19 protein-coding genes are annotated in these 20,552 nt (G+C 69.4%); 10 read left to right on the forward strand and 9 right to left on the reverse strand.

What is annotated here, in order from left to right; genetic code table 11:
* Nucleotides 1-2: 2 nt before the first annotated feature.
* Nucleotides 3-869, forward strand: a complete 867-nt coding sequence (rapZ, locus tag EV648_RS27955) for an RNase adapter RapZ (protein ID WP_132298016.1) — start codon at nt 3-5, stop codon at nt 867-869.
* 7 nt (nt 870-876) lie between these two features.
* Entirely contained in the window at nt 877-1,818 is a 942-nt protein-coding gene (gene yvcK, locus EV648_RS27960) for a uridine diphosphate-N-acetylglucosamine-binding protein YvcK (protein WP_132298018.1), read from the forward strand.
* A 1-nt stretch (nt 1,819) separates the two neighbouring features.
* On the opposite strand, the gene EV648_RS27965 is transcribed toward yvcK, so the two are convergent.
* Together EV648_RS27965 and EV648_RS27970 are read right to left on the reverse strand one after the other, a co-directional pair.
* Nucleotides 1,820-2,620, reverse strand: a complete 801-nt coding sequence (locus tag EV648_RS27965) for a hypothetical protein (protein ID WP_132298020.1) — start codon at nt 2,618-2,620, stop codon at nt 1,820-1,822.
* Nucleotides 2,617-3,159, reverse strand: coding sequence for a SigE family RNA polymerase sigma factor (locus EV648_RS27970; RefSeq protein ID WP_132298022.1), 543 nt, complete (start codon nt 3,157-3,159; stop codon nt 2,617-2,619). Before EV648_RS27970 ends, EV648_RS27965 begins: the two co-directional genes overlap by 4 nt.
* A gap of 177 nt (nt 3,160-3,336) precedes the next feature.
* Between EV648_RS27970 and whiA the strand changes: the two genes are divergently transcribed.
* From whiA to EV648_RS28000, 6 genes are all read left to right on the forward strand, one after another.
* On the forward strand, nt 3,337-4,320 hold the full coding sequence (gene whiA / locus EV648_RS27975; RefSeq protein ID WP_132191256.1) for a DNA-binding protein WhiA: 984 nt from the start codon (nt 3,337-3,339) through the stop codon (nt 4,318-4,320).
* A 206-nt stretch (nt 4,321-4,526) separates the two neighbouring features.
* The gene (gene gap / locus EV648_RS27980) at nt 4,527-5,534 is read left to right on the forward strand and encodes a type I glyceraldehyde-3-phosphate dehydrogenase (RefSeq protein WP_132298024.1); all 1,008 of its coding nucleotides are present in this window, start codon (nt 4,527-4,529) and stop codon (nt 5,532-5,534) included.
* Nucleotides 5,535-5,639: 105 nt separating this feature from the next.
* Complete coding sequence (pgk, locus tag EV648_RS27985) at nt 5,640-6,842, forward strand: phosphoglycerate kinase (RefSeq protein ID WP_132298026.1); 1,203 nt, start codon at nt 5,640-5,642, stop codon at nt 6,840-6,842.
* A gap of 6 nt (nt 6,843-6,848) precedes the next feature.
* On the forward strand, nt 6,849-7,664 hold the full coding sequence (tpiA, locus tag EV648_RS27990; RefSeq protein WP_132298028.1) for a triose-phosphate isomerase: 816 nt from the start codon (nt 6,849-6,851) through the stop codon (nt 7,662-7,664).
* A complete protein-coding gene (gene secG / locus EV648_RS27995) occupies nt 7,661-7,894 on the forward strand; it encodes a preprotein translocase subunit SecG (RefSeq protein WP_132298030.1) in 234 nt (77 codons plus the stop codon). Before tpiA ends, secG begins: the two co-directional genes overlap by 4 nt.
* 16 nt (nt 7,895-7,910) lie before the next feature.
* Nucleotides 7,911-8,270 carry an RNA polymerase-binding protein RbpA gene (locus EV648_RS28000; RefSeq protein ID WP_132191251.1) on the forward strand — a complete coding sequence of 120 codons (360 nt, stop codon included), beginning with the start codon at nt 7,911-7,913 and terminating at the stop codon, nt 8,268-8,270.
* A gap of 91 nt (nt 8,271-8,361) precedes the next feature.
* Here EV648_RS28000 and EV648_RS28005 read toward each other — a convergent pair whose 3' ends face one another.
* The 7 genes from EV648_RS28005 to tkt all read right to left on the reverse strand — a co-directional run bounded on the left by EV648_RS28005 (nt 8,362) and on the right by tkt (nt 17,780).
* Nucleotides 8,362-9,183, reverse strand: a complete 822-nt coding sequence (locus tag EV648_RS28005; protein ID WP_132298032.1) for an isocitrate lyase/phosphoenolpyruvate mutase family protein — start codon at nt 9,181-9,183, stop codon at nt 8,362-8,364.
* Nucleotides 9,184-9,258: 75 nt separating this feature from the next.
* Complete coding sequence (pgl, locus tag EV648_RS28010; RefSeq protein WP_132298034.1) at nt 9,259-10,029, reverse strand: 6-phosphogluconolactonase; 771 nt, start codon at nt 10,027-10,029, stop codon at nt 9,259-9,261.
* A complete protein-coding gene (locus EV648_RS28015; protein WP_132298036.1) occupies nt 10,026-11,261 on the reverse strand; it encodes a glucose-6-phosphate dehydrogenase assembly protein OpcA in 1,236 nt (411 codons plus the stop codon). The genes pgl and EV648_RS28015 overlap by 4 nt, the downstream gene beginning before the upstream one ends.
* Nucleotides 11,258-12,808, reverse strand: coding sequence for a glucose-6-phosphate dehydrogenase (gene zwf, locus EV648_RS28020; RefSeq protein WP_132298038.1), 1,551 nt, complete (start codon nt 12,806-12,808; stop codon nt 11,258-11,260). The genes EV648_RS28015 and zwf overlap by 4 nt, the downstream gene beginning before the upstream one ends.
* Entirely contained in the window at nt 12,805-14,421 is a 1,617-nt protein-coding gene (locus EV648_RS28025) for a glucose-6-phosphate isomerase (protein ID WP_132298040.1), read from the reverse strand. Before EV648_RS28025 ends, zwf begins: the two co-directional genes overlap by 4 nt.
* Nucleotides 14,418-15,530, reverse strand: a complete 1,113-nt coding sequence (gene tal, locus EV648_RS28030) for a transaldolase (protein ID WP_132298042.1) — start codon at nt 15,528-15,530, stop codon at nt 14,418-14,420. Before tal ends, EV648_RS28025 begins: the two co-directional genes overlap by 4 nt.
* Before the next feature lie 36 nt (nt 15,531-15,566).
* Nucleotides 15,567-17,780, reverse strand: coding sequence for a transketolase (gene tkt / locus EV648_RS28035; RefSeq protein ID WP_132298294.1), 2,214 nt, complete (start codon nt 17,778-17,780; stop codon nt 15,567-15,569).
* 416 nt (nt 17,781-18,196) lie between these two features.
* On the opposite strand from tkt, the gene EV648_RS28040 reads away from it, so the two are divergent.
* Both EV648_RS28040 and EV648_RS28045 read left to right on the forward strand, forming a co-directional pair.
* Nucleotides 18,197-19,168, forward strand: coding sequence for a heme o synthase (locus EV648_RS28040; RefSeq protein ID WP_370452744.1), 972 nt, complete (start codon nt 18,197-18,199; stop codon nt 19,166-19,168).
* 312 nt (nt 19,169-19,480) lie between these two features.
* Nucleotides 19,481-20,545 (forward strand): ScyD/ScyE family protein, encoded by a 1,065-nt coding sequence (locus EV648_RS28045; protein WP_206751953.1) that lies wholly within the window; start codon nt 19,481-19,483, stop codon nt 20,543-20,545.
* Nucleotides 20,546-20,552 lie beyond the last annotated feature (7 nt).

A 20,552-nucleotide genomic window follows, 5' to 3' on the forward strand; every position in this document is an offset into this window, starting at 1 on the left:
TGATGGACGAGTCGAGCGGCAACCTCATCATCGTGTCCGGCATGTCCGGCGCGGGACGGAGTTCGGTCGCGGACGTGCTGGAGGACCTCGGCTGGTTCGTGGTGGACAACCTGCCGCCGATGTTCCTCACCACGATCGTGGAGCAGGTGGTCGGGACCGGCGCTTCGCCCCGGCTGGCGGTGGTCGTGGACGTGCGGACCGGGATGTTCTTCGACGAGCTCGGCTCGGCGATCCAGGACCTGCGGACCAAGGGGTACCGGCCGGTCACGCTGTTCCTGGAGGCCTCCGACGACGTGATCGTGCGGCGGCAGGAGAGCGTCCGGCGACCGCACCCGCTGCAGGGTGAGGGCCGGCTGCTGACCGGGATCCAGCGCGAGCGCGAGCTGCTCGGTGACATCCGGGCCGGCGCGGACATGGTGATCGACACCTCCAACCTGAACATCCACCAGCTCGCCGCGAAGATCGTGAACGCCTTCGGCGAGGAGGAGAACGCCGAGCTGCGCGCGACCGTGGTCTCCTTCGGGTTCAAGTACGGCATCCCGGTGGACGCCGACGTGGTGGCGGACATGCGCTTCGTGCCGAACCCGTACTGGCAGCCCGATCTGCGCCCGATGACGGGCCAGGACAAACCTGTGTCAGACTTCGTGCTCGGTCATCCGCTGGCCCAGCAGTTCCTGCAGAACTACGTGGACGTGCTGGACACCCTGCGGACCGGTTATCTGAACGAGGGCAAGCGGTTCGTCACGGTCGCGATCGGCTGCACCGGTGGGAAGCACCGGAGCGTCGCGATGGCCGAGGAGATCGCTCGCAGGCTGCGGGAGAAGGGGTCACCCACCTTGGTCGTGCACAGGGATCTGGGGCGGGAGTGACGGCGTAGTGTCACGGTCCCCCCGCGTTGTCGCACTGGGTGGCGGGCACGGCCTCGCCGCCTCCCTGTCCGCGCTCCGGCAGGTCACCGACCAGCTGACCGCGGTCGTGACGGTCGCCGACAACGGCGGCTCGTCCGGCCGGTTGCGCAGTGAGCTCGGCGTGCTGCCACCGGGGGACCTCCGGATGGCGCTGGCCGCGTTGTGCCGCGACGACGAGTGGGGCCGCACCTGGGCGGACGTGCTGCAACATCGCTTCCGCAGCGACGGCGCCCTGCACGACCACGCGGTGGGCAACCTGCTCATCGTGGCCCTGTGGGAGTTGCTGGGCGAGGCCGTCGACGGACTCGACTGGGTGGCCAGACTGCTCGGCGCCCAGGGCCGCGTGCTGCCGATGTCCGCCGTACCGCTTGACATCACCGCGCGCGTGCTCGGGCTGGATCCCGCGCATCCCGAGGCGATCACGGAGATCCGCGGCCAGACCGAGGTGGCGACCACCGAGGGACACGTGGTGGACGTCGCGCTCGACCCGGCCGACCCGCCGGCCTGCCCCGAGGCGCTGGTCGCGATCGCGGAGGCCGACTGGGTCGTCGTGGGTCCGGGATCGTGGTTCACCTCGGTGATCCCGAACCTGCTCGTCCCGGCCTTGTCCCGCGGCCTGCAGGAGACGAGCGCCCGCCGGCTGCTGACGTTGAACCTGGGCGAGCAGAAGGGCGAGACCGCCGGGTTCTCGCCGGAGACGCACCTCGAAGTACTGGCCGCGCATGCGCCCGACCTGCGGATCGACGTCGTACTGGCGGATGAGGGGCACGTGCCGGACCCGGCGTCGCTGCAACGTACTGCGGACTCGCTCGGCGCGCACCTGGTGATCGCCGACATCGCCGACGAGGAGCGCCACCTGCACCACGACCCCGGCAAACTCGCGAAGATCTACCGCGAGATCTTCGAGTGAGTCACTCGGGGTAAACAGGTTTCCGGTCCGCGTTGTACCCCTGCCAGGGGTTGTAGACGTTCGAGTCGAACCGGGCGAGCTCCCGGCCGTTCGCGTCGTAGTAGATCGCCCAGATGGGCTTGTCCCGCACCTCGTTGGGGGTCAGCTCGGCGTACCAGAGCAGGAAGCCGTTCTTCACCGTCGCCGGACTGACGATGCCGTCGACCTCGAAGTCGACCGCGGCGACGTTCTTCGGCACGGTTCCTTCCGCGCCGTCGCGGTCGGTCCACACCACGAAGTCCTGCTGCCACTTGAGGTCTTCGCGCAGGTAGTTGTCGCGAGGAGCGCCGGTGCCGGCGTTGTCCTGGCAGAACGCCCAGCTCTTGCGGTCGGGAGACACCAGGATCGCGCGGAACCAGGTGCCCTTCGCCTGGTTGACCGCGATCTTCCAGCCGGTGAGCGATCCCGTGCCACCCCCGGCTTTGCGACTGCCGCGCTGCCACTGCTTGTCCTGCGGCTCGCACCGCTTGATGATCTGCGCGTCGGTGAGGCTGCTGGGTGGCGGCTGGAGCGGTAGGAGCTTCCCGGTCGCCGGGGGACCGGCCGGCTGGACGCCATTGAGAGGGTTGCCGCTCCCATCCGACCAGGTGGTGACGCCGGCGACGACGGCCCCGGCGGTGATCGCCCCGGCCGCGATCACGCCTGCTCGACGCAGTCGCAGGCCGCGCCGTCCCCGGCGTACGACGTCGTCGATGGAGTGGTGCAGCGGCTGAGCGGTGTCGTCGGCAGCCCCGGCCAGCAGGTCCTTGATCTCGGTCGTCATGACAAGACCTCTTCCCGGTCGTCGACGGGCTCTTCCAGCTCTGGACGATCCAGCACTTCGCGGAGGGTGGCGAGGCCGCGTGAACTTTGGCTCTTGACGGCTCCGACACCGATGCCGAGCACGCTCGCGGTCTCCTCGAGGCTGAGGTCCGCGTAGTACCGCAGTACGACGCACGCACGTTGGCGCGGCGGTAGTTCCGCCAGCGCCTGGATCACCAGCAGGCGGTCATCGATCGTTCCGGCCGGGTCCGCGAGCGCCTGGTCGGCCGGCTGGTCGACCGGCCGGCCGACGACGTGCTCGCGGCGCCACGGTCGCTTGGCCTGGTCGAGCACGACCGACACGACGGCCTTGTGGGCATAGGTGTTCAGGCCCGCCCGGTGGTCCAGCCGGTGCCACGCCTTGTACACGCGGACCAGTGCGTCCTGGGCAGCATCCTCGGCCCGGTGCCAGTCCCCGCACATCAGATACGCCGTACGGCGCAACCGGCGTACGGCCGCGGTCGCGAACTCGGTGAAGTCCACCTCGTCCCGTCTTCGCATCGGCCGCTCCTCTCGTTTGTCGGGGAAGGAACGACGCCGGCCACCGGAAAGGTTGCTGCCGCGAATTCTGCAGCCACCCCATCACCTGCGTCAGGTCAGCCGTAACGGGGTAGGGGTGTGGGTAGTTGGACCGGTGGTGACGCGAGGGTCTTTGACAGCAGTGGGAGGATTCCCTACATGGCGATGACAGCACAGGTGAAGTCCGAGCTGACCAGCATCCAGGTCACGAAACCCTGTTGCCGCAAGGCCGAGGTGTCCTCCGTCCTGCGCTTCGCGGGCGGCCTGCACCTCGTGTCCGGCCGGATCGTGGTGGAGGCCGAGCTCGACAGCGGCGCCGCCGCCCGCCGGTTGCGCAAGGACATCGCCGAGATCTTCGGTCACCCGTCGGACGTCGTGGTGATCTCCCCGTCCGGAATCCGGAAGCAGACCAAGTACGTCGTCCGCGTCGTCCGCGACGGCGACGCCCTGGCGCGGCAGACGGGCCTCGTGGACAACCGTGGCCGCCCGGTCCGCGGTCTTCCGCCGGCGGTCGTGTCAGGTGCCTCCTGCGACGCCGTGGCGGCCTGGCGCGGGGCTTTCCTGGCGCACGGCTCGCTGACGGAGCCCGGCCGCTCCTCGTCCCTCGAGGTGACCTGTCCCGGTCCGGAGGCCGCGCTGGCCCTGGTGGGTGCGGCTCGTCGCCTTGGGATCGGCTCCAAGGCCCGTGAGGTCCGCAACGTGGACCGAGTGGTGATCCGCGACGGCGACGCGATCGGCGCGCTGCTGACCCGTCTGGGCGCGCACGAGTCCGTGCTCGCGTGGGAGGAGCGGCGGATGCGTCGCGAGGTCCGCGCCACCGCGAACCGGCTCGCGAACTTCGACGACGCCAACCTGCGCAGGTCCGCCCGCGCGGCGGTGGCGGCCGGTGCCCGGGTCGAGCGGGCCCTGGAGATCCTCGGTGACGACGTCCCGGACCACCTGCAGGTGGCGGGCAAGCTGCGGCTGGAGCACAAGCAGGCCAGCCTCGAGGAGCTCGGCCAGCTGCACGAGCCGGCCCTGACCAAGGACGCCGTCGCGGGCCGGATCCGCCGCCTGCTGGCGATGGCCGACAAGCGCGCCGCCGACCTCAACATCCCGAACACCGAGGCCAACCTCACCCCCGACATGCTCGACCCGGCCTGACCCCGGCGGAACAACGTCCGAAGTACCGAGGCCTATGGCCCATAGTCCTTCGGACGTTGCGACCGTGTGCGTGGTCTGGTCCAGTTGCTACTCGCGGGTCACGGTGGTCTGATGTGGACGGTACCAGTGGGTCGAGTGGGCTGTTGGGCTAGTGTTTCGGGCATAGCGGCAGTGCTCAAAAGCTAGTTCTGAGGAGACGCAGTCCCGTGACCGTTCGCGTAGGTATCAACGGCTTCGGCCGGATCGGCCGTAACTTCTTCCGCGCCGTGCAGGCGGCCGGTGCCGACATCGAGGTCGTCGCCGTCAACGACTTGACCGACAACCAGACCCTGGCCCACTTGCTGAAGTACGACTCGATCCTGGGACGTTTCCCCGGCGACGTGTCCGCGACCGACACCGACATCAGCGTCGGTGGCCACACCTTCAAGGCGTTCGCCGAGCGCGACCCCGCGAACCTGAAGTGGTCTGATGTGGGCGCCGACGTGGTGATCGAGTCCACCGGCTTCTTCACCGACGCCACCAAGGCCAAGACGCACGCCGACAACGGCGCCAAGAAGGTCATCATCTCCGCCCCGGCGAAGAACGAGGACCTGACCGTGGTGATGGGCGTGAACCACGAGCTGTACGACGCCGAGAAGCACACCGTGATCTCGAACGCGTCCTGCACCACCAACTGCATCGCCCCGCTCGCCAAGGTCCTGAACGACGCGTTCACGATCGAGCGGGGTCTGATGACCACGATCCACGCGTACACCCAGGACCAGAACCTGCAGGACGGCCCGCACAAGGACCTGCGCCGCGCCCGCGCCGCCGCGCTGAACATCGTGCCGACCTCGACCGGTGCCGCGAAGGCGATCGGTCTGGTGCTGCCGGAGCTGAAGGGCAAGCTGGACGGCTACGCGCTGCGCGTTCCGGTGCCGACCGGCTCGGCCACCGACCTGACCGTCACCGTCGGCCGCGAGGTCACGGTCGACGAGGTCAAGGACGCCTACAAGGCGGCGGCCGCCGAGGGCGCGCTGAAGGGCTACCTGACCTACACCGAGGACGAGATCGTCTCGACCGACATCGTCACCGACCCGGCGTCCTGCATCTTCGACTCCGGCCTGACCAAGGTGATCGGCAACCAGGTCAAGGTCGTCGGCTGGTACGACAACGAGTGGGGCTACTCGAACCGCCTCGTCGACCTGGTCAACCACGTCGGCGCCTCGCTCTGACGTCTCCCCATTCGCCTTGCGTCCGAAGAACTGTGGCCTGGAGCGCACGGTTCTTCGGACGTCAGCGCCCCGACGAAGCAGCACTGCGTTGAAGGAAGCTGAACTGTGAAGACGATCGAAGACCTCGGGGACGTGGCCGGCCTGCGGGTGCTGGTGCGCTCCGACCTGAACGTGCCGATCGACGGCGACAAGATCGGCGACGACGGCCGCATCCGGGCCAGCGTGCCGACCCTGGTGAAGCTGGCCAAGGCCGGCGCCAAGGTGATCGTGACCGCCCACCTCGGCCGCCCCAAGGGCAAGGCGAACCCCGAGTTCACTCTCGCCCCGGTGGCCAAGCGGCTCGGCGAGCTGCTGGAGCCGGAGGGCATCAGGGTGCGCTTCGCCACCGACGTGACCGGCGACAGCGCCCAGGAAGCCGTCCAGGAGCTGGACGAGGGCGAGGTGCTGCTGCTGGAGAACGTCCGATACGACCCGCGCGAGGAGAGCAAGGACGAGGCCGAGCGGACAGCGCTGGCCGAGGAGCTCGCTGGTCTGGCCGACCTGTTCGTCAGCGACGGCTTCGGCGTAGTCCACCGCAAGCAGGCCAGCGTCTACGACGTCGCCCGGCAGCTTCCGCACGCGGCCGGCGGCCTGGTGCTCGCCGAGGTCGAGGTGCTGAAGAAGCTGACCGAGGACCCGGCCCGCCCGTACGTCGTCGTACTGGGTGGCGCGAAGGTGTCCGACAAGCTCGCGGTGATCGACAACCTGCTCGCCAAGGCGGACAAGCTGCTGATCGGTGGCGGCATGGTCTTCACCTTCCTCAAGGCCCAGGGCCATGAGGTCGGCAAGAGCCTGCTCGAGGAGGACCAGCTCGACACGGTGAAGGGCTACCTGGAGACCGCCAAGGCCAAGGGCGTCGAGATCGTGCTGCCGACCGACATCGTGGTCGCGCCCGAGTTCAAGGCCGACTCTCCCGCCACGGTCGTCGCCGCGGACGCGATCCCGGCCGACCAGCTCGGCCTCGACATCGGCCCGGACTCCGGCAAGGCCTTTGCCGCCGAGATCTCGTCGGCGAAGACGGTGTTCTGGAACGGCCCGATGGGCGTCTTCGAGATGGAGGCGTTCGCGGGCGGAACCAAGGCTGTCGCGCAGGCGTTGACCGAGGTGGACGGCCTCAGTGTGGTCGGCGGTGGCGACTCCGCCGCCGCAGTACGGCAGTTGGGCTTCGCCGACGACCAGTTCGGGCACATCTCGACCGGCGGCGGCGCGTCGCTGGAATACCTCGAGGGCAAGGAACTGCCCGGACTCGCTGTTCTGGAAGAGGAGTAACAAGGAATGGCTGGCTCTGAAGTTTCGGCTGCCCGTACGCCGTTGATGGCGGGCAACTGGAAGATGAACGTCAACCACGTGGAAGCCGTGCACCTGCTGCAGAAGCTGAGCTGGACGCTGCAGGACAAGAAGCACGACTTCGAGCGGGTCGAGGTCGCGGTGCTGCCGCCGTTCACCGACATCCGCAGCGTGCAGACGCTCGTCGACGGTGACCGGATGAAAATCGTGTACGGCGCGCAGGACGTGTCGCAGCACGACGCGGGCGCCTACACCGGGGACATCTCGGCGGCCATGCTCACCAAGCTCGGCTGCACCTACGTGCTGGCCGGGCACTCCGAGCGCCGCCAGTACCACCACGAGGACGACGCCCTGGTGAACGCGAAGGCCACCAAGGCGCTCGCGGCCGGGCTGGTCCCGATCGTCTGTGTCGGCGAGGGCCTCGAGGTCCGCAAGGCCGACGGGCACGTCGAGCACTGCCTGGGCCAGGTCGACGGTGCGCTGGCCGGGCTGAAGCCGGACGACGTCCGCAAGATCGTCATCGCGTACGAACCGGTCTGGGCGATCGGCACCGGCGAGGTGGCGACCCCCGAGGACGCGCAGGAGGTCTGTGCCGCGATCCGGGGCCGGCTGGAGGAGATCTCACCCGCGGTGGCCGACTCGGTACGCATTCTTTACGGGGGGTCGGTGAAGATGAGCAGCGCAGGTGGCATCATGGCCCAGCCGGATGTCGACGGCTGCCTGGTGGGCGGAGCTAGCCTGCAGGTGGACGAGTTCGCCGGTATCTGCCGTTACCTGGACCTTCAGTTAGGCTACTCCTCGTGATTCTCGCTTTCTCGATCGTCGTGATCATCTGCAGCCTGATCCTCACGCTGCTCGTGCTGCTGCACAAAGGCCGCGGTGGCGGTCTTTCGGACCTGTTCGGTGGCGGTGTCTCGTCCAGCCTGGGCGGGTCCTCGGTCGCCGAGCGGAACCTGGACCGGATCACGATCGGCGTCGGCCTGATCTGGTTCGCTGCTATCGTCGCGCTCGGCCTGCTGTACAAGCTCGGCTGAGAGGGGAGTAGCTCCCGTGGCTGGTGGTGGCAGCGCAATTCGTGGCAGCCGGGTCGGTGCCGGACCGATGGGTGAGGCGGAGCGCGGCGACACCGCGCCCCGGCAGCGCATCGTGTTCTTCTGTGCCAACGGGCACGAGACGGCGACGGTGTTCGCGGTCGAGGCAGCCATCCCGGAGGCGTGGGACTGTCCGAGGTGTGGTCTACCGACCAGCACCGACGTCAACAACCCTCCGCCGCCGCCGAAGATCGAGCCGTACAAGACCCATCTCGCCTACGTCAAGGAACGCCGCAGCGAGCAGGAAGCGGCCGAGATCCTCGACGAGGCACTCCAGAAGCTTCGCGCACGCCGCGCTCGCGGCGAAGTGATCTTCTGAGTTCCACCAGGACGAACGCACGCCCGGGCCGGTCCGCAAGGACCACCCGGGCGTCCGCGTTCCAGCACCCTGCGTTCCGGTGCCCTGCGTTCTAGTGCTTCGTCGCTGAGGCGTTCTTCGCGAACAGTTGGTTGAGCTCGGCCTGGGGGATCTGGTCGGCCGCGAAACCCAGCGTGCCCTGGGTCAGCAACTCCTGGGCGCTGCGGCGGATGAAGCCGAGGGCTGCCCGGGCGATGCTGCCGCCCAGGCTGATCCGGGTCACGCCAATCCCGAACACGTCCGGCAGGGTCAGCGTCGAGCTGCCGAGGCCGACGACGACGTTCAGCGGCCCGTCGATCTCCTTCACCAGCGTCTCCAGCGTGCTCAGGTCGTTGACGCCGGGGACGAAGAGGCAATCGGCGCCGGCCTCGCGGAACAAGTTGGCGCGACGGATCGAGTCCGCCAGGGGAGTGGGCTGCTTCAGCAGTTGCCCGTCAGTACGGGCAGTGAGCACGAAGTCAGCTCCACCCGCCTCCCGTGCCGCCACAACTCGCTCGACCGACAGCGCCTCGTCGTACAGGTCCCGGCCGTCGAAGTCCTCGATGTTGCCGCCCGCGAGCCCGGCGTCGAGCGCCAGCCGGATGGTCGAGGCCACCTCCTCCGGACGTTCGCCGTACCCGTCCTCGAGATCGCCGTTCACCGGGACCGAACTGGCGTCCGTGATCTGCCGGATCCGCTCGAACATCACCTCCCGTGACACCGATGGCGCTCCGTCGGGCAGGGTGTGGTCGCCGGCGCCGAGGGAGAAGGCGATCCCGGCGCTGGTGGTCGCGATCGCGGGGAATCCGGCGTCGGCGAGCAGGATCGCGCTGCCGGCGTCCCAGGCGTTCGGCATCACGAAGGATCCGTCGTGCAGGTCGCGGAAGGTCGTCATACGGTCATCCTGGCAGCGAAACACTTCGGCCACCGCCGAAGCGCCTCGCGACGCCGGGCCCCACGCAAAGAAGGATCAGGTGCGGGGTGCGCGGATCTCGTGGGGGATGTCGGTGGCGGCCGCTTCGTCGAGGAGCCAGAGGGTGCGGTTCAGGCCCTTTACTCCGGCGGCGGGAATCTGCAGCGGGCCGGTGCCGGACAGGGCGAGCCGTACCGCCTTCGCCTTGTCGTCGCCGGCGACCGCGAACCACGCCTCGTGCGCGCGGTTCAGTGCTGGGAAGCTGAGCGAGATCCGGGTCGGCGGTGGCTTCGGCGCTCCGTGTACCGCGACCGAAGACCGCTCCACCTCATGCAGTGTGGGGTGCTCGGGGAACAGCGAGGCGACATGCCCGTCCGGCCCGACACCCAGCATCAGTACGTCGAACGTGGGCACGCCGTCACGATCACCGGGTCCGGCTGCCGCGGCGAGGGTCGCGGCGTATTCATCCGCGGCCGCCTCGGGACCTTGGCCGGTGTCAGCCGGCATCGGGTGCACGAGTGCGGGGTCCACGTCGACGTGCGAGAGCAACGCGTCCCAGGCCTGGGTCTCGTTGCGCTCCGGGTCGCCTTCTGGCAGGAAGCGCTCGTCGCCCCACCAGAACTCGACCCGGCGCCAGTCGATCGCGCTGCGGGCAGGGGATTCCGCCACGGCCCGGTAGACCACCGCGGCGACGCGGCCGCCCGTCAGGACGACCTGCGCCACCTTGCCGCTGCTCTGCACGTCCACCAGGCGGGTGATGAGCCTGGCCGCGACGGCGTGGGCGAGGCCCTCGGCGTCGCGGTTGACCAGGATCGACGGTGAACTCATGAGCGGCCGGCCACCCTTTTGCTCGTGCTCTTCTTGGCCGTTCCGGACTTCTTCGCGGCCGATGTCTTGGTCGCCGTCTTCTTGGCCGCCGTCTTCTTGATCGTGGTCGACTTCCGCGTGGCGGTCTTCCGCGCTGCCGCCGTCTTCTTCGCCGCGGAAGTCTTCTTCGCGACGGACTTGCGGGCAGTCTTCTTCGCGGTAGCCTTCGCCTCGAGATCCGACGAGGCAGCCTTGCCGGCGACGCCCGAAGTATGGGCTGCTGCCTTCTCGGCAGCGGTCTGCGCGGACCGCCGATCGGCTGGGCTGACAATCTTGGCCTCGGCAGGCATGTTCTCCCGCTCGACCATGCAAGCGAGCGTCTTCGCGTACACGTCGTCCGGGTCCAGCCGGCGCAGCTCCTCGCTCAGCAACTCCGACGTCACCCGCCGCTTCAGCGCCACCGGCCGATCAGGCTGTCCCGGGATGCTGAACGTCGCCACCGCACCGTCCGGCCGCGTCAGCGCGATCGGCCCGGCCGCCGTGAACATCCGTACCGCGGTGATGCCCGGGCCACGGGAGTTCTTCTGCTCGACGGGGACCCCGAGGCGGCACTGCAGCCAGGCGGCCATCAGATCCGCACTCGCGTTGCCCCGGGCGGAGACGACCTCGGCACCGGTGACCTTCATCGGGTACTGGTCCAGGGCGGCGGCCATCAGGGCTCGCCACGGCGTCAGCCGGGTCCAGGCGAAGTCGGTGTCGCCGGGCATGTAGCCCTCGGCCCGCGCGATGAAGGCCTCGCGGGCGCGGCGGGTCTCGGCGGCGTCCGTGACGCGGCGGCGGCCGAGCTGACCCAGTGGATCCTCGTGGGGCACTTTCGGTCCGCCACCCGGCCACCAGACGATCACGGGGGAGTCCGGCAGCAGTAGTGGCGTGATGACAGACTCCGGCACCTTCGCGAGCTCGCCGTGCAGGCGGAGCAGCACCGCCTCGCCGGGAATCCCTTCGCCGACGCGGACCTCCGCGTCGAGGCCACCGGTGCCGCGGCCGGGCCGCAGGATCGCCACGAGCACCCGGGACGGGTGCTCCCGGCCGGCCTCGTTCGCGGCCTTCATCGCATCGTGGTGGGACGACTCGTCGACGACCACCACGACCGTGCCGACCATTCCCATCGCCGGGGAGCCGGCGTTGCGGCGGGCCTTCAGCAACGCCGAGGCGATCTCGCTCGACGTGGTGCTGGTGAGGTCGATGATCATGGCCGCCTCCAGGCGCGTCCGTCGCGGGCGAGCATCTCGTGGGCGGAGGCAGGACCCCAGCCACCGGACCCGTACTGCTCCGGCTTGCCGTGCTCGGCCCAGTACTCGATCACCGGGTCGAGGATCTTCCAGCTCAGCTCCACCTCGGTGTGCTGCGGGAAGAGCGGCGGATCGCCGAGCAGCACGTCCAGGATCAGCCGCTCGTACGCCTCGGGGGAGGACTCCGTGAACGACCCGCCGTAGGCGAAGTCCATGTTCACGTCGCGGATCTCCATCATCGTGCCGGGCACCTTCGCGCCGAAGCGCATGGTGACGCCCTCATCCGGCTGGATCCGCATCACCAGGGCGTTCTGACCGAGCTCTTCGGTCTCCGTCTTGGTGAACGGCAGGTGCGGCGCGCGCTTGAACATCACAGCCACCTCGGTGACGCGACGGCCGAGCCGCTTGCCGGTCCGCAGGTAGAACGGGACGCCGGCCCAGCGGCGGGTGTCCACGTCCACGCGCAGGGCGGCGAACGTCTCGGTCGCCGACGACGCGGGGATGCCGTCCTCCTGCAGATAGCCCTTGACCTTCGTGCCGCCCGCCCAGCCGGCGGCGTACTGGCCGCGAGCCGTGTGCAGGTCGAGGCGCTCCGGCAGCTTGACGGCCGCCAGCACCTTCTTCTTCTCCTGGCGCAGCGACCAGGCGTCGAAGCTCACCGGCTCCTCCATCGCGGTCAGCGCGAGCAGTTGGAGCAGGTGGTTCTGGATGACGTCGCGGGCGGCGCCGATGCCGTCGTAGTACCCGGCGCGACCGCCGATGCCGATGTCCTCGGCCATCGTGATCTGCACGTGGTCGACGTAGTTGCTGTTCCAGACCGGCTCGAACATCGAGTTGGCGAACCGGACCGCCAGCATGTTCTGGACGGTCTCCTTGCCCAGGTAGTGGTCGATCCGGAAGACCGCCTCGGGCGGGAAGACCGACTCGACCACCTGGTTGAGCTCACGAGCGCTCTTCAGGTCGTGCCCGAACGGCTTCTCGATCACCACCCGGCGCCACGAGCCCGGGACCTCGTCGGTCAGGCCGTGCTCGTTCAGCTGTTCCACCACCTGGGGGAACAGCCCTGGCGGGATCGACAGGTAGAACGCGTGGTTGCCGCCCGTACCGCGGTTGACGTCAAGCTCGTCCACGGTCTCCCGGAGCCGCTTGAACGCCTCGTCGTCGGTGAGATCGCCGGGAACGAACCGGAAGCCCTCCGCCAGTTGCTGCCAGACCTCCTCGCGGAACGGCGTCCGCGCGTGCTCCTTGACCGAGTCGTGCACGATCTGGGCGAAGTCCTGGTTGGTGAAATCCCGCCGGGCGAACCCGACCAGGGCGAACCCGGGCGGCAACAGGCCCCGGTTCGCCAGGTCGTACACGGCCGGCATCAGCTTCTTGCGGGCCAGGTCGCCGGTGACTCCGAAGATCACCAGGCTGCAGGGCCCGGCGATCCGCGGCAGCCGCCGGTCCTGCGGATCCCGTAGCGGGTTCACCGGACCGGTCGGCGGGTCAGCGTATTCCGCGGTCATGTGCCGCCGTCCTCCGACTTGTCGTGGGCGCCGAGCAGCGCGATGAGCTGCTCTACACCGGCCTCGGCGTCGGTGAGGTGCAGCCGCAGTACCGGCCGGCCGCGCTCGGCCAGCACGTTCGCGTCACCGGCGGCCTGGGCCGAGATCAGCGTGCCGAAGGTGAACGGCCGGTCCGGGATCTCGACGTCGCCCGTCTCGGCGCTGGTGACCTGCAGGAAGACGCCCTGCGGGTGGCCGCCCTTGTGGTACTGGCCGGTGGAGTGCAGGAAACGCGGGCCCCAGCCGAAGGTCACCGGCCGGTCGGTCCGCTGGGCCAGGGCCGGCCGGATCGCGACCAGGTTCTCGTCGCGCTCGGAGTCCAGGTACGCCATCACAGCGACGTAGCCGTCGTCGGCAAGCTGGCTCAGCAGCGAGTCGAGCGCGCCCTGAACCGAGTCGACGCCATCGAGCAGGCCCTCGGTCGCGCGGACCTCGACGGCACCGTCGGTGAAGGCCGCCGGCTCCGGCTCGGGCTGCGCGTCCAACAGACCGCGCGCGGCCTTCTTGGCGCTCTCCACATCGGGCTGGTCGAACGGGTTGATCCCCAGCAGGTAGCCCGCGACTGCTGTGGCCGTCTCCCACAGCAGTAACTGGCCGCCGAGCGACCCGGAGGTCAGACCGGTCGGAACTTCGTTGTTCGTGGCCTTGTCCGCGAGCAGTGCGTGCACGATGTCCGGCAGGCTCTTGTGCAGCTCGGGGGCGTGCAATCCCTTCACCGCCACCGGCAGCACACCGGTTCCGTTCTTGCCGGTGCTCTCCGCGATCAGCTGCTCGGCCCAGTCGGGGAACCCGACGATGTCCGAGCCGTGCGCCGCCAGGATCGCCTTGTCCCGGCCCTCACTGGCAGCCAGTACTGCGCCCAGCACAAGCGCCGGGTTGTCCGCGGAGTCGGCCTGGAGCAACGGCGCGGCCTCGGCGGCCTGGTCGAGCAGTTCGGCGACGTCGGCTCCGGCGAGTGCCGAGGGGACGAGGCCGAAGGCGGTCAGCGCGCTGTAGCGGCCACCGACGTTCGGGTCGGCCAGGAAGGTCTTCCGGTAGCCCTCGTCCTCGGAGAGCTTCTGGAAGGGCGAGCCGGGGTCGGTGACGACGACGATCCGCGAGGAGGCGTCGATCCCGGCGTCGGTGAACGCCTTGACGAAGACCCGGCGCTGGCTGTCGGTCTCGACCGTGCCGCCGGACTTGCTGGAGACGACGACCACGGTGCGCTGCAGGTCGCCGGCCAGGGCCCGGGCGATGACGCTCGGGTTGGTGGAGTCCAGCACCACCAGGTCGACGCCCGCCGTGCGGGTGATCACCTCGGGGGCGAGGGACGAGCCACCCATGCCGCAGAGCACGATCCGGTCCAGACCCTCGGACCGGAGGTCGGCCTGCAGCGCCTCGATCTCGGCCAGCAGCGGCCGCGAGGTCTCGTGCAGGTCGACCCAGTTCAGCCGGATCGACGACTCCGGCTCGGCCTCCGGACCCCAGATGGCGGCGTCCTTGGCGGCGATCCGGGACGCGATCTTCTCCGACACCAGCCGGTCGATCGTCGCGGCCCAGTCGCCGTTCTCGGTACGGACAGCGGGAGCGGTCACTTGGCCGACCCCTGCTTCAGCGCCGCGGTCACGGTGTTCTGCAGCTCCGACCAGGACGCGTCGAACTTCGCGACGCCCTCGTCCTCGAGGATCTGCACGACCGCGTCGTAGGAGATGCCCAGCTTCTCCAGGTCCTCGATCACCTTGCGGGACTCGTCGTAGCGGTCGCGGACCGCGTCGCCGCTGACGTCGCCGTGGTCGGCGACCGCGGCGATGGTTGCCTGCGGCATCGTGTTGACCACACCCGAGGTGACCAGCTCCTCGACGTACATGGTGTCCTTGTACGCCGGGTCCTTGACCCCGGTGGAGGCCCACAGCGGGCGCTGCGGCTTGGCGCCGGCGATCTCGAGCTCGCGCCAGCGGTCGGAGGCGAAGATCTCCTCGTAGGCCTCGAAGGCCAGCCGCGCGTTGGCGATCGCGGCCTTGCCCTTCAGCGCCTTCGCCTCGTCGGTGCCGATGGCGTCCAGCCGCTTGTCGATCTCGGTGTCGAACCGGCTGACGAAGAAGGAGGCCACGCTGGCCAGCTTCGTCACGTCGTGACCGTTCTCGATCGCCTTCTCCAGGCCGGCCAGGAAGGCGGCGGCGACGGCCTTGTAGCGCTCCAGCGAGAAGATCAGCGTGACGTTCACGCTGACGCCGGCGGCCAGGGTGGCGGTGATGGCCGGCAGCCCCTCCTTGGTGGCCGGGATCTTGACGAAGACGTTCTCCCGGCCGACGGTCTTCCACAGCTCTTTGGCCTGGGCGACCGTCCGGTCGGTGTCGCGGGCCAGGCCGGGCTCGACCTCGATCGAGACCCGGCCGTCCACGCCGTCGGTGTCGTCGTACACCGGCTTGAACAGATCGGCGGCGTCACGCACGTCGTCGGTGGTGATCACCCGGATCGCCTGGTCGGTCGAGACACCCTCGCGGCCCAGCCGGCTGACCTGCTCGGCGTACGCGTCCGCGTCGGAGATCGCCTTCGCGAAGATCGTCGGGTTCGTGGTCACCCCGCTGACGTGCTGGTCCTGGATCAGCGCGGCCAGGCTGCCACTGACCAGGCGCTGCCTGGAGAGGTCGTCGAGCCAGATGGACACGCCGGCGTCGGCGAGTGCTTTCAAGCGATCGTTCATGTCCGAAGCCTCCGAAATGTTCTGTTGTGGGTTGGTTCAGTTGCGTTCGTTGGTGGCGTCGGCATCCGGGTCGGCGCTCACCGCCGGGTCGTCACCGGGACCCAGCGGACCGGCGGGCCGTCGGCCGGCCGGTACTCCGGAGCCACCGAGCTCGGCGGCCGCGGCGATGCTGTCCTTGGCGGCCTGGACGACGGCCTCGGCGGTGATGCCGAACTCCGTGTACAGCCGCTGGTAGTCGGCCGAAGCGCCGTAGTGCTCCAGGCTGACGCTGCGGCCGGCGTCACCGACGATCTCGCGCCAGGTCAGGGCGATACCGGCCTCGACCGAGACCCGGGCCCGGACCTGCGGCGGGATCACCGAGTCGCGGTACGCGTCGTCCTGCTCGTCGAACCACTCGCGCGACACCATCGACACGACCCGGGCCTTGATGCCCTGCTCGGCCAGCGTGTTGCGGGCCTCGACGGCGAGCTGGAGCTCGGAGCCGGTGGCGATCAGGACGACGTCCGGGGTGCCCTCGGTGTCGAGCAGGGTGTACCCGCCCTTGGCCACGTTCTCCGTGGTGGCGAAGCCGTCGGTACCGCGCGGGAAGGTCGGCACGTTCTGCCGGGTCAGGGCCAGGCCGGCCGGGCGGTCCTTGTGCTGGAGGATCACGGCCCAGGCGGCCGCGGTCTCGTTGGCGTCACCCGGGCGGACCACGTCGAGGCCCGGGATCGCCCGCAGCGCGGCCAGGTGCTCCACCGGCTGGTGGGTCGGGCCGTCCTCGCCGAGGCCGATCGAGTCGTGCGTCCAGACGTAGGTCACCGGCAGCTTCATCAGCGCGGCCAGCCGGACCGCCGGGCGCATGTAGTCGCTGAAGACCAGGAACGTGCCGCCGTACGGACGGGTGCCGCCGTGCAGCGCGATGCCGTTCAGGATCGAGCCCATCGCGTGCTCGCGGATGCCGAAGTGCAGCACCCGGCCGTACTCATCGCCCTGGAACTCCTTGGTGGAGAACTCGGCGGGGATGAAGGACGGCTGGCCCTTCGGGGTGGTGTTGTTCGAGCCGGCGAGGTCGGCCGAGCCGCCCCAGAGCTCGGGCATCTCGGGCGCCAGCTTCGACAGGACCTCACCGGAGGCGGCCCGGGTCGCGACGCCCTTGGCGTCCGCGTCCCAGCTCGGCAGCGCGTCCTTCCAGCCGGCCGGCAGGTCACGCTTCGCCAGCCGCGCGAACAGCGCGGCCCGCTCGGGCGATGCGGCCTTCCAGGCGTCGAATCCGGTGTTCCACTCGTCCTCGAGCACCTTGCCGCGCTCCAGCGCCTGGCGACTGTGCGCGAGCACGTCGTCGGCGACCTGGAAGGTCTGCTCCGGGTCCCAGCCGAGCACCTTCTTGGTCGCGGCCACCTCCTCGGCGCCGAGCGCGGAGCCGTGGATCTTGCCGGTGTTCTGCTTGTTCGGGGCTGGCCAGCCGATGATCGTGTGCAGCCGGATGAAGCTCGGCTTGTCGGTGACCGCCTCGGCCGCGCGGATCGCGTCGTACAGGGCCTCGACGTTCTCCTCGTACCCGGTGCCGCCGTTGGTCCAGTCGACGTCCTGGACGTGCCAGCCGTACGCCGCGTAGCGGGCCGCCACGTCCTCGGAGAACGCGATGTCCGTGTCGTCCTCGATCGAGATCTTGTTGGCGTCGTAGATCACCGTGAGGTTGCCGAGCTTCTGGTGGCCGGCCAGCGAGGAGGCCTCGGAGGAGATGCCCTCCTCCAGGTCGCCGTCCGAGGCGATCACGTAGATCTGGTGGTCGAACAGGCTCTCGCCCTTCGGCGTCTCCGGGTCGAACAGGCCACGCTCGCGGCGGGCCGCCATCGCCATCCCGACCGCGTTGCCGACGCCCTGGCCGAGCGGACCGGTGGTCGTCTCGACGCCCTTGGTGTGGCCGTGCTCCGGGTGACCCGGGGTCAGGCTGCCCCAGACGCGCAGGGACTTCAGGTCGTCCAGCTCGAGGCCGAAGCCGGCCAGGTAGAGCTGGATGTACAAGGTGAGGCTGGAATGGCCCGCGGACAGCACGAACCGGTCGCGACCGGCCCAGCTCGGGTCCGCGGGGTTGTGCCGCATCACCTTCTGGAACAGTAGGTAGGCCGCCGGGGCCAGGCTCATCGCGGTACCGGGGTGGCCGTTCCCGACCTTCTCCACCGCGTCCATCGCGAGGACCCGCACGGTGTCGACCGCACGCTTGTCGATCTCGGTCCAGTCAAGCTTGGGGCTGGTCTTCTCCGTCACGCCGGCGGCGCTCCTCTCGATGGCTTCGAACACGTCCTGGATGGCGTCCGAGGGGCCGGCCGGACCAGCTGGTCCCACGCCGATCGCGCCCCCGCGCGTCACCGTGAGCGAGCCTACTCGCCCGGTCGCTCTCTGCCTTCCATACCTCGCAAACCCGGCGGGGCCCGCTCTTGTTCCCGGCTCGGCCCGGGCGTCCCGCACATCACATCGGTGCCCCTCCGGTCGGTGTCCATGCCTCTTGTCCCATGCCCGGATTACCGCTGTTCGACGGTCGCGTTACCAGGGCCGCACGGTTGTCCGTCGGACCGGCCCGACACCCCGGTACGGGTGGGTGCGTGGGGCTCCTACGGGGCGTCGTAGACTGTCGAACCGTCAGCGCCGGTCCCCGGCGTCAACCCACTCAGTTCGAGGTGTTCGTGACGGCCGTCGATCCGCGTCCAGCCGCGACGACGTCGTACCCGGCGCCGCTCCCGGCAGACCCATCCCTCGAGGTGACCGGTCCGTCGGTGCGCGACGTGATCAAGGCGTACGTCGGTCTGACCAAGCCGCGCATCATCGAGCTCCTGCTGATCACCACCGTGCCGGTGATGTTCCTGGCCGCGGGCGGCGTGCCCGGGCTCGGCGTGGTCGCGGCGACCCTGGTCGGCGGGATCCTCGCCGCCGGCAGCGCGAACACGATCAACTGCGTGCTCGACCGTGACATCGACGAGCAGATGCGCCGGACCCGGCGCCGCCCGCTGCCCCGGCACGCGGTCAGCCCGCGCTCGGCGACGATCTTCGGCATCGCGCTCGGCGTGCTGGCCACGCTCGAGCTCGGCCTGCTGGTCAACTGGCTGTCGTCGTTCCTGGCGCTGGCCGCGAACGCGTTCTACGTCTTCGGCTACACCATGGTGCTGAAGCGCCGGACCGTGCAGAACATCGTCTGGGGCGGGATCGCCGGCTGCTTCCCGACCCTGATCGGCTGGACCTCGGTGACGGGCGAGCTGGCCTGGACCCCGCTGGTGCTCTTCGGCGTGGTGTTCTTCTGGACGCCGCCGCACACCTGGGCGCTGGCGATGCGGTACCGCGAGGACTACGCCTCGGTGGACGTGCCGATGCTCCCCGTGGTCGCCACCCCGGTCGCCACGGCCCGGCAGATCCTGGCCTACAGCATCGTCATGGTGATCACCTCGATCGCCCTCTGGCCGGTCGGCGGCACCGGCTGGGTCTACCCGCTGGCGGCCGTGATCCTGGGCGTCGTCTTCCTCCGCGAGGCCTTCGCCCTGCTGGCCCGGGCGAACACCGGCGCCGAGGGCGCGGCCCTGCGCCCGATGCGCCTGTTCCACTTCTCCAACATCTACCTGGCGCTGCTCTTCATCGCCGCGGCGATCGACCCGCTGCTGCGCTGACCCGCTCCCGGATCCGTTGCCTGATCGGGCACGATTTTGGTTGCCTCCGACGCCTGAACGGCGACGGTTCGTTGCCCAACGCATCGAAGCCCGCCAGCACTGAGGGTGCGTGAGACCGCACAAACCGTTGCGGTACAAGGATTTCGCCGTCGGTACACGGGTGGTGGCGGGGAGTCCTCCCGTTGACCTCAGCGACTCAGAGTGTTGCGATGAGGTGTCCGTGGGGGACGGCTCCACCCTGGGGGGACGGGGAACGAGGGGGTAATAGTGGGGGTAAGAACAGCACGTCTGGCCGCGTTGTCGGCGGTTGCGTTGATCGGTTCGGTTCTGGTGGTCACCGGTCCGGCGGAGGCGACCGGCAAGCACGGCAGCAGCCTGAAACCTGTCGTCACCAACCTGGTCTCGCCGCGCGGCGTCGCGACGTACGGCGGGAAGATCGTCTACAGCGTCGGGGACGGCTCCGTGTACGAGGCCTGGGCGAACGGCAAGCGGATCCGCAAGCTCGGGCAGGTGCCGGGCGGCTTCGCACCGGCCATCGACACCAACAAGTGGGGTACGACGTACGCACTGACCGGTGCGGGAGGTGAACCAGGTCAGCCGCTCCCGCCAGGCGGCGCGACGCTCTACCGGCTGCGGCCGGGCAAGTCGCCGGTGAAGGTCGCGGACATCGGCAAGTACCAGCTGACTGATCCGGATCCGTACAACCTGGCCGACAGCCCGACCGAGTCGAATCCGTTCGGCGTCGCGGCGCTGCGGGACGGCACGATTCTGGTGAGCGATGCCGCGAACAACGACCTGCTCAGGGTCTGGCCGAACGGTCACATCAAGACGGTGGCGCGGTTGAAGCCGCGGACGGTCAAGGTCCCGACCGGCTTGCCGCCCGGCTCCCCGCCGGCCGGTAGCTCGATCCCGAGCGAGGCGGTCGCGACGTCCGTCACGGTCGGCTCGGACGGCTACTGGTACGTCGGCGAGCTACGGGGCTTCCCGGCGACGCCCGGCACGTCCCAGATCTGGCGGATCAAGCCCGGCTCGTACGGCGCTGTGTGCGACCCCGCCAAGCCGTACAAGGGCAAGTGCCAGCGGTACGCCGACGGGTACACCTCGATCGTCGACCTGGCCGGTGGACCGCGCGGCACGCTGGCGGTCGTCGAGCTGGCGAAGATCAGCTGGCTCAAGTTCGAGCTGGGTGGTGGGACTCCGGTGCTCGGCTCGCTGTACCTGCAGTACCCGGGCAAGCACCACAAGGCCGGCTACAAGAAGGAACTGGCCAAGAACATGCTGCTCCTGCCCGGCGGGACAGCGATCAGCAGGTCGGGTGACATCTACGTCTCCTCGCCGCTCTTCGGTCCAGGCGCCATCTACAAGGTGAAGCACTGAGACCACC

This window comes from Kribbella sp. VKM Ac-2568 (genome assembly GCF_004345365.1).
GTDB classification, from domain to species: domain Bacteria; phylum Actinomycetota; class Actinomycetes; order Propionibacteriales; family Kribbellaceae; genus Kribbella; species Kribbella orskensis.

Excerpts from the sequence above, each read along its gene's own strand:
- EV648_RS27965 (WP_132298020.1), bottom strand. The coding sequence starts at position 2,620 with ATGACGACCGAGATCAAGGACCTGCTGGCCGGGGCTGCCGACGACACC.
- tal (WP_132298042.1), bottom strand. The coding sequence starts at position 15,530 with ATGAACGATCGCTTGAAAGCACTCGCCGACGCCGGCGTGTCCATCTGG.
- whiA (WP_132191256.1), top strand. The coding sequence starts at position 3,337 with ATGGCGATGACAGCACAGGTGAAGTCCGAGCTGACCAGCATCCAGGTC.
- EV648_RS28015 (WP_132298036.1), bottom strand. The coding sequence starts at position 11,261 with ATGATCATCGACCTCACCAGCACCACGTCGAGCGAGATCGCCTCGGCG.
- tpiA (WP_132298028.1), top strand. The coding sequence starts at position 6,849 with ATGGCTGGCTCTGAAGTTTCGGCTGCCCGTACGCCGTTGATGGCGGGC.
- EV648_RS27970 (WP_132298022.1), bottom strand. The coding sequence starts at position 3,159 with ATGCGAAGACGGGACGAGGTGGACTTCACCGAGTTCGCGACCGCGGCC.
- EV648_RS28005 (WP_132298032.1), bottom strand. The coding sequence starts at position 9,183 with ATGACGACCTTCCGCGACCTGCACGACGGATCCTTCGTGATGCCGAAC.
- zwf (WP_132298038.1), bottom strand. The coding sequence starts at position 12,808 with ATGACCGCGGAATACGCTGACCCGCCGACCGGTCCGGTGAACCCGCTA.
- rapZ (WP_132298016.1), top strand. The coding sequence starts at position 3 with ATGGACGAGTCGAGCGGCAACCTCATCATCGTGTCCGGCATGTCCGGC.
- pgl (WP_132298034.1), bottom strand. The coding sequence starts at position 10,029 with ATGAGTTCACCGTCGATCCTGGTCAACCGCGACGCCGAGGGCCTCGCC.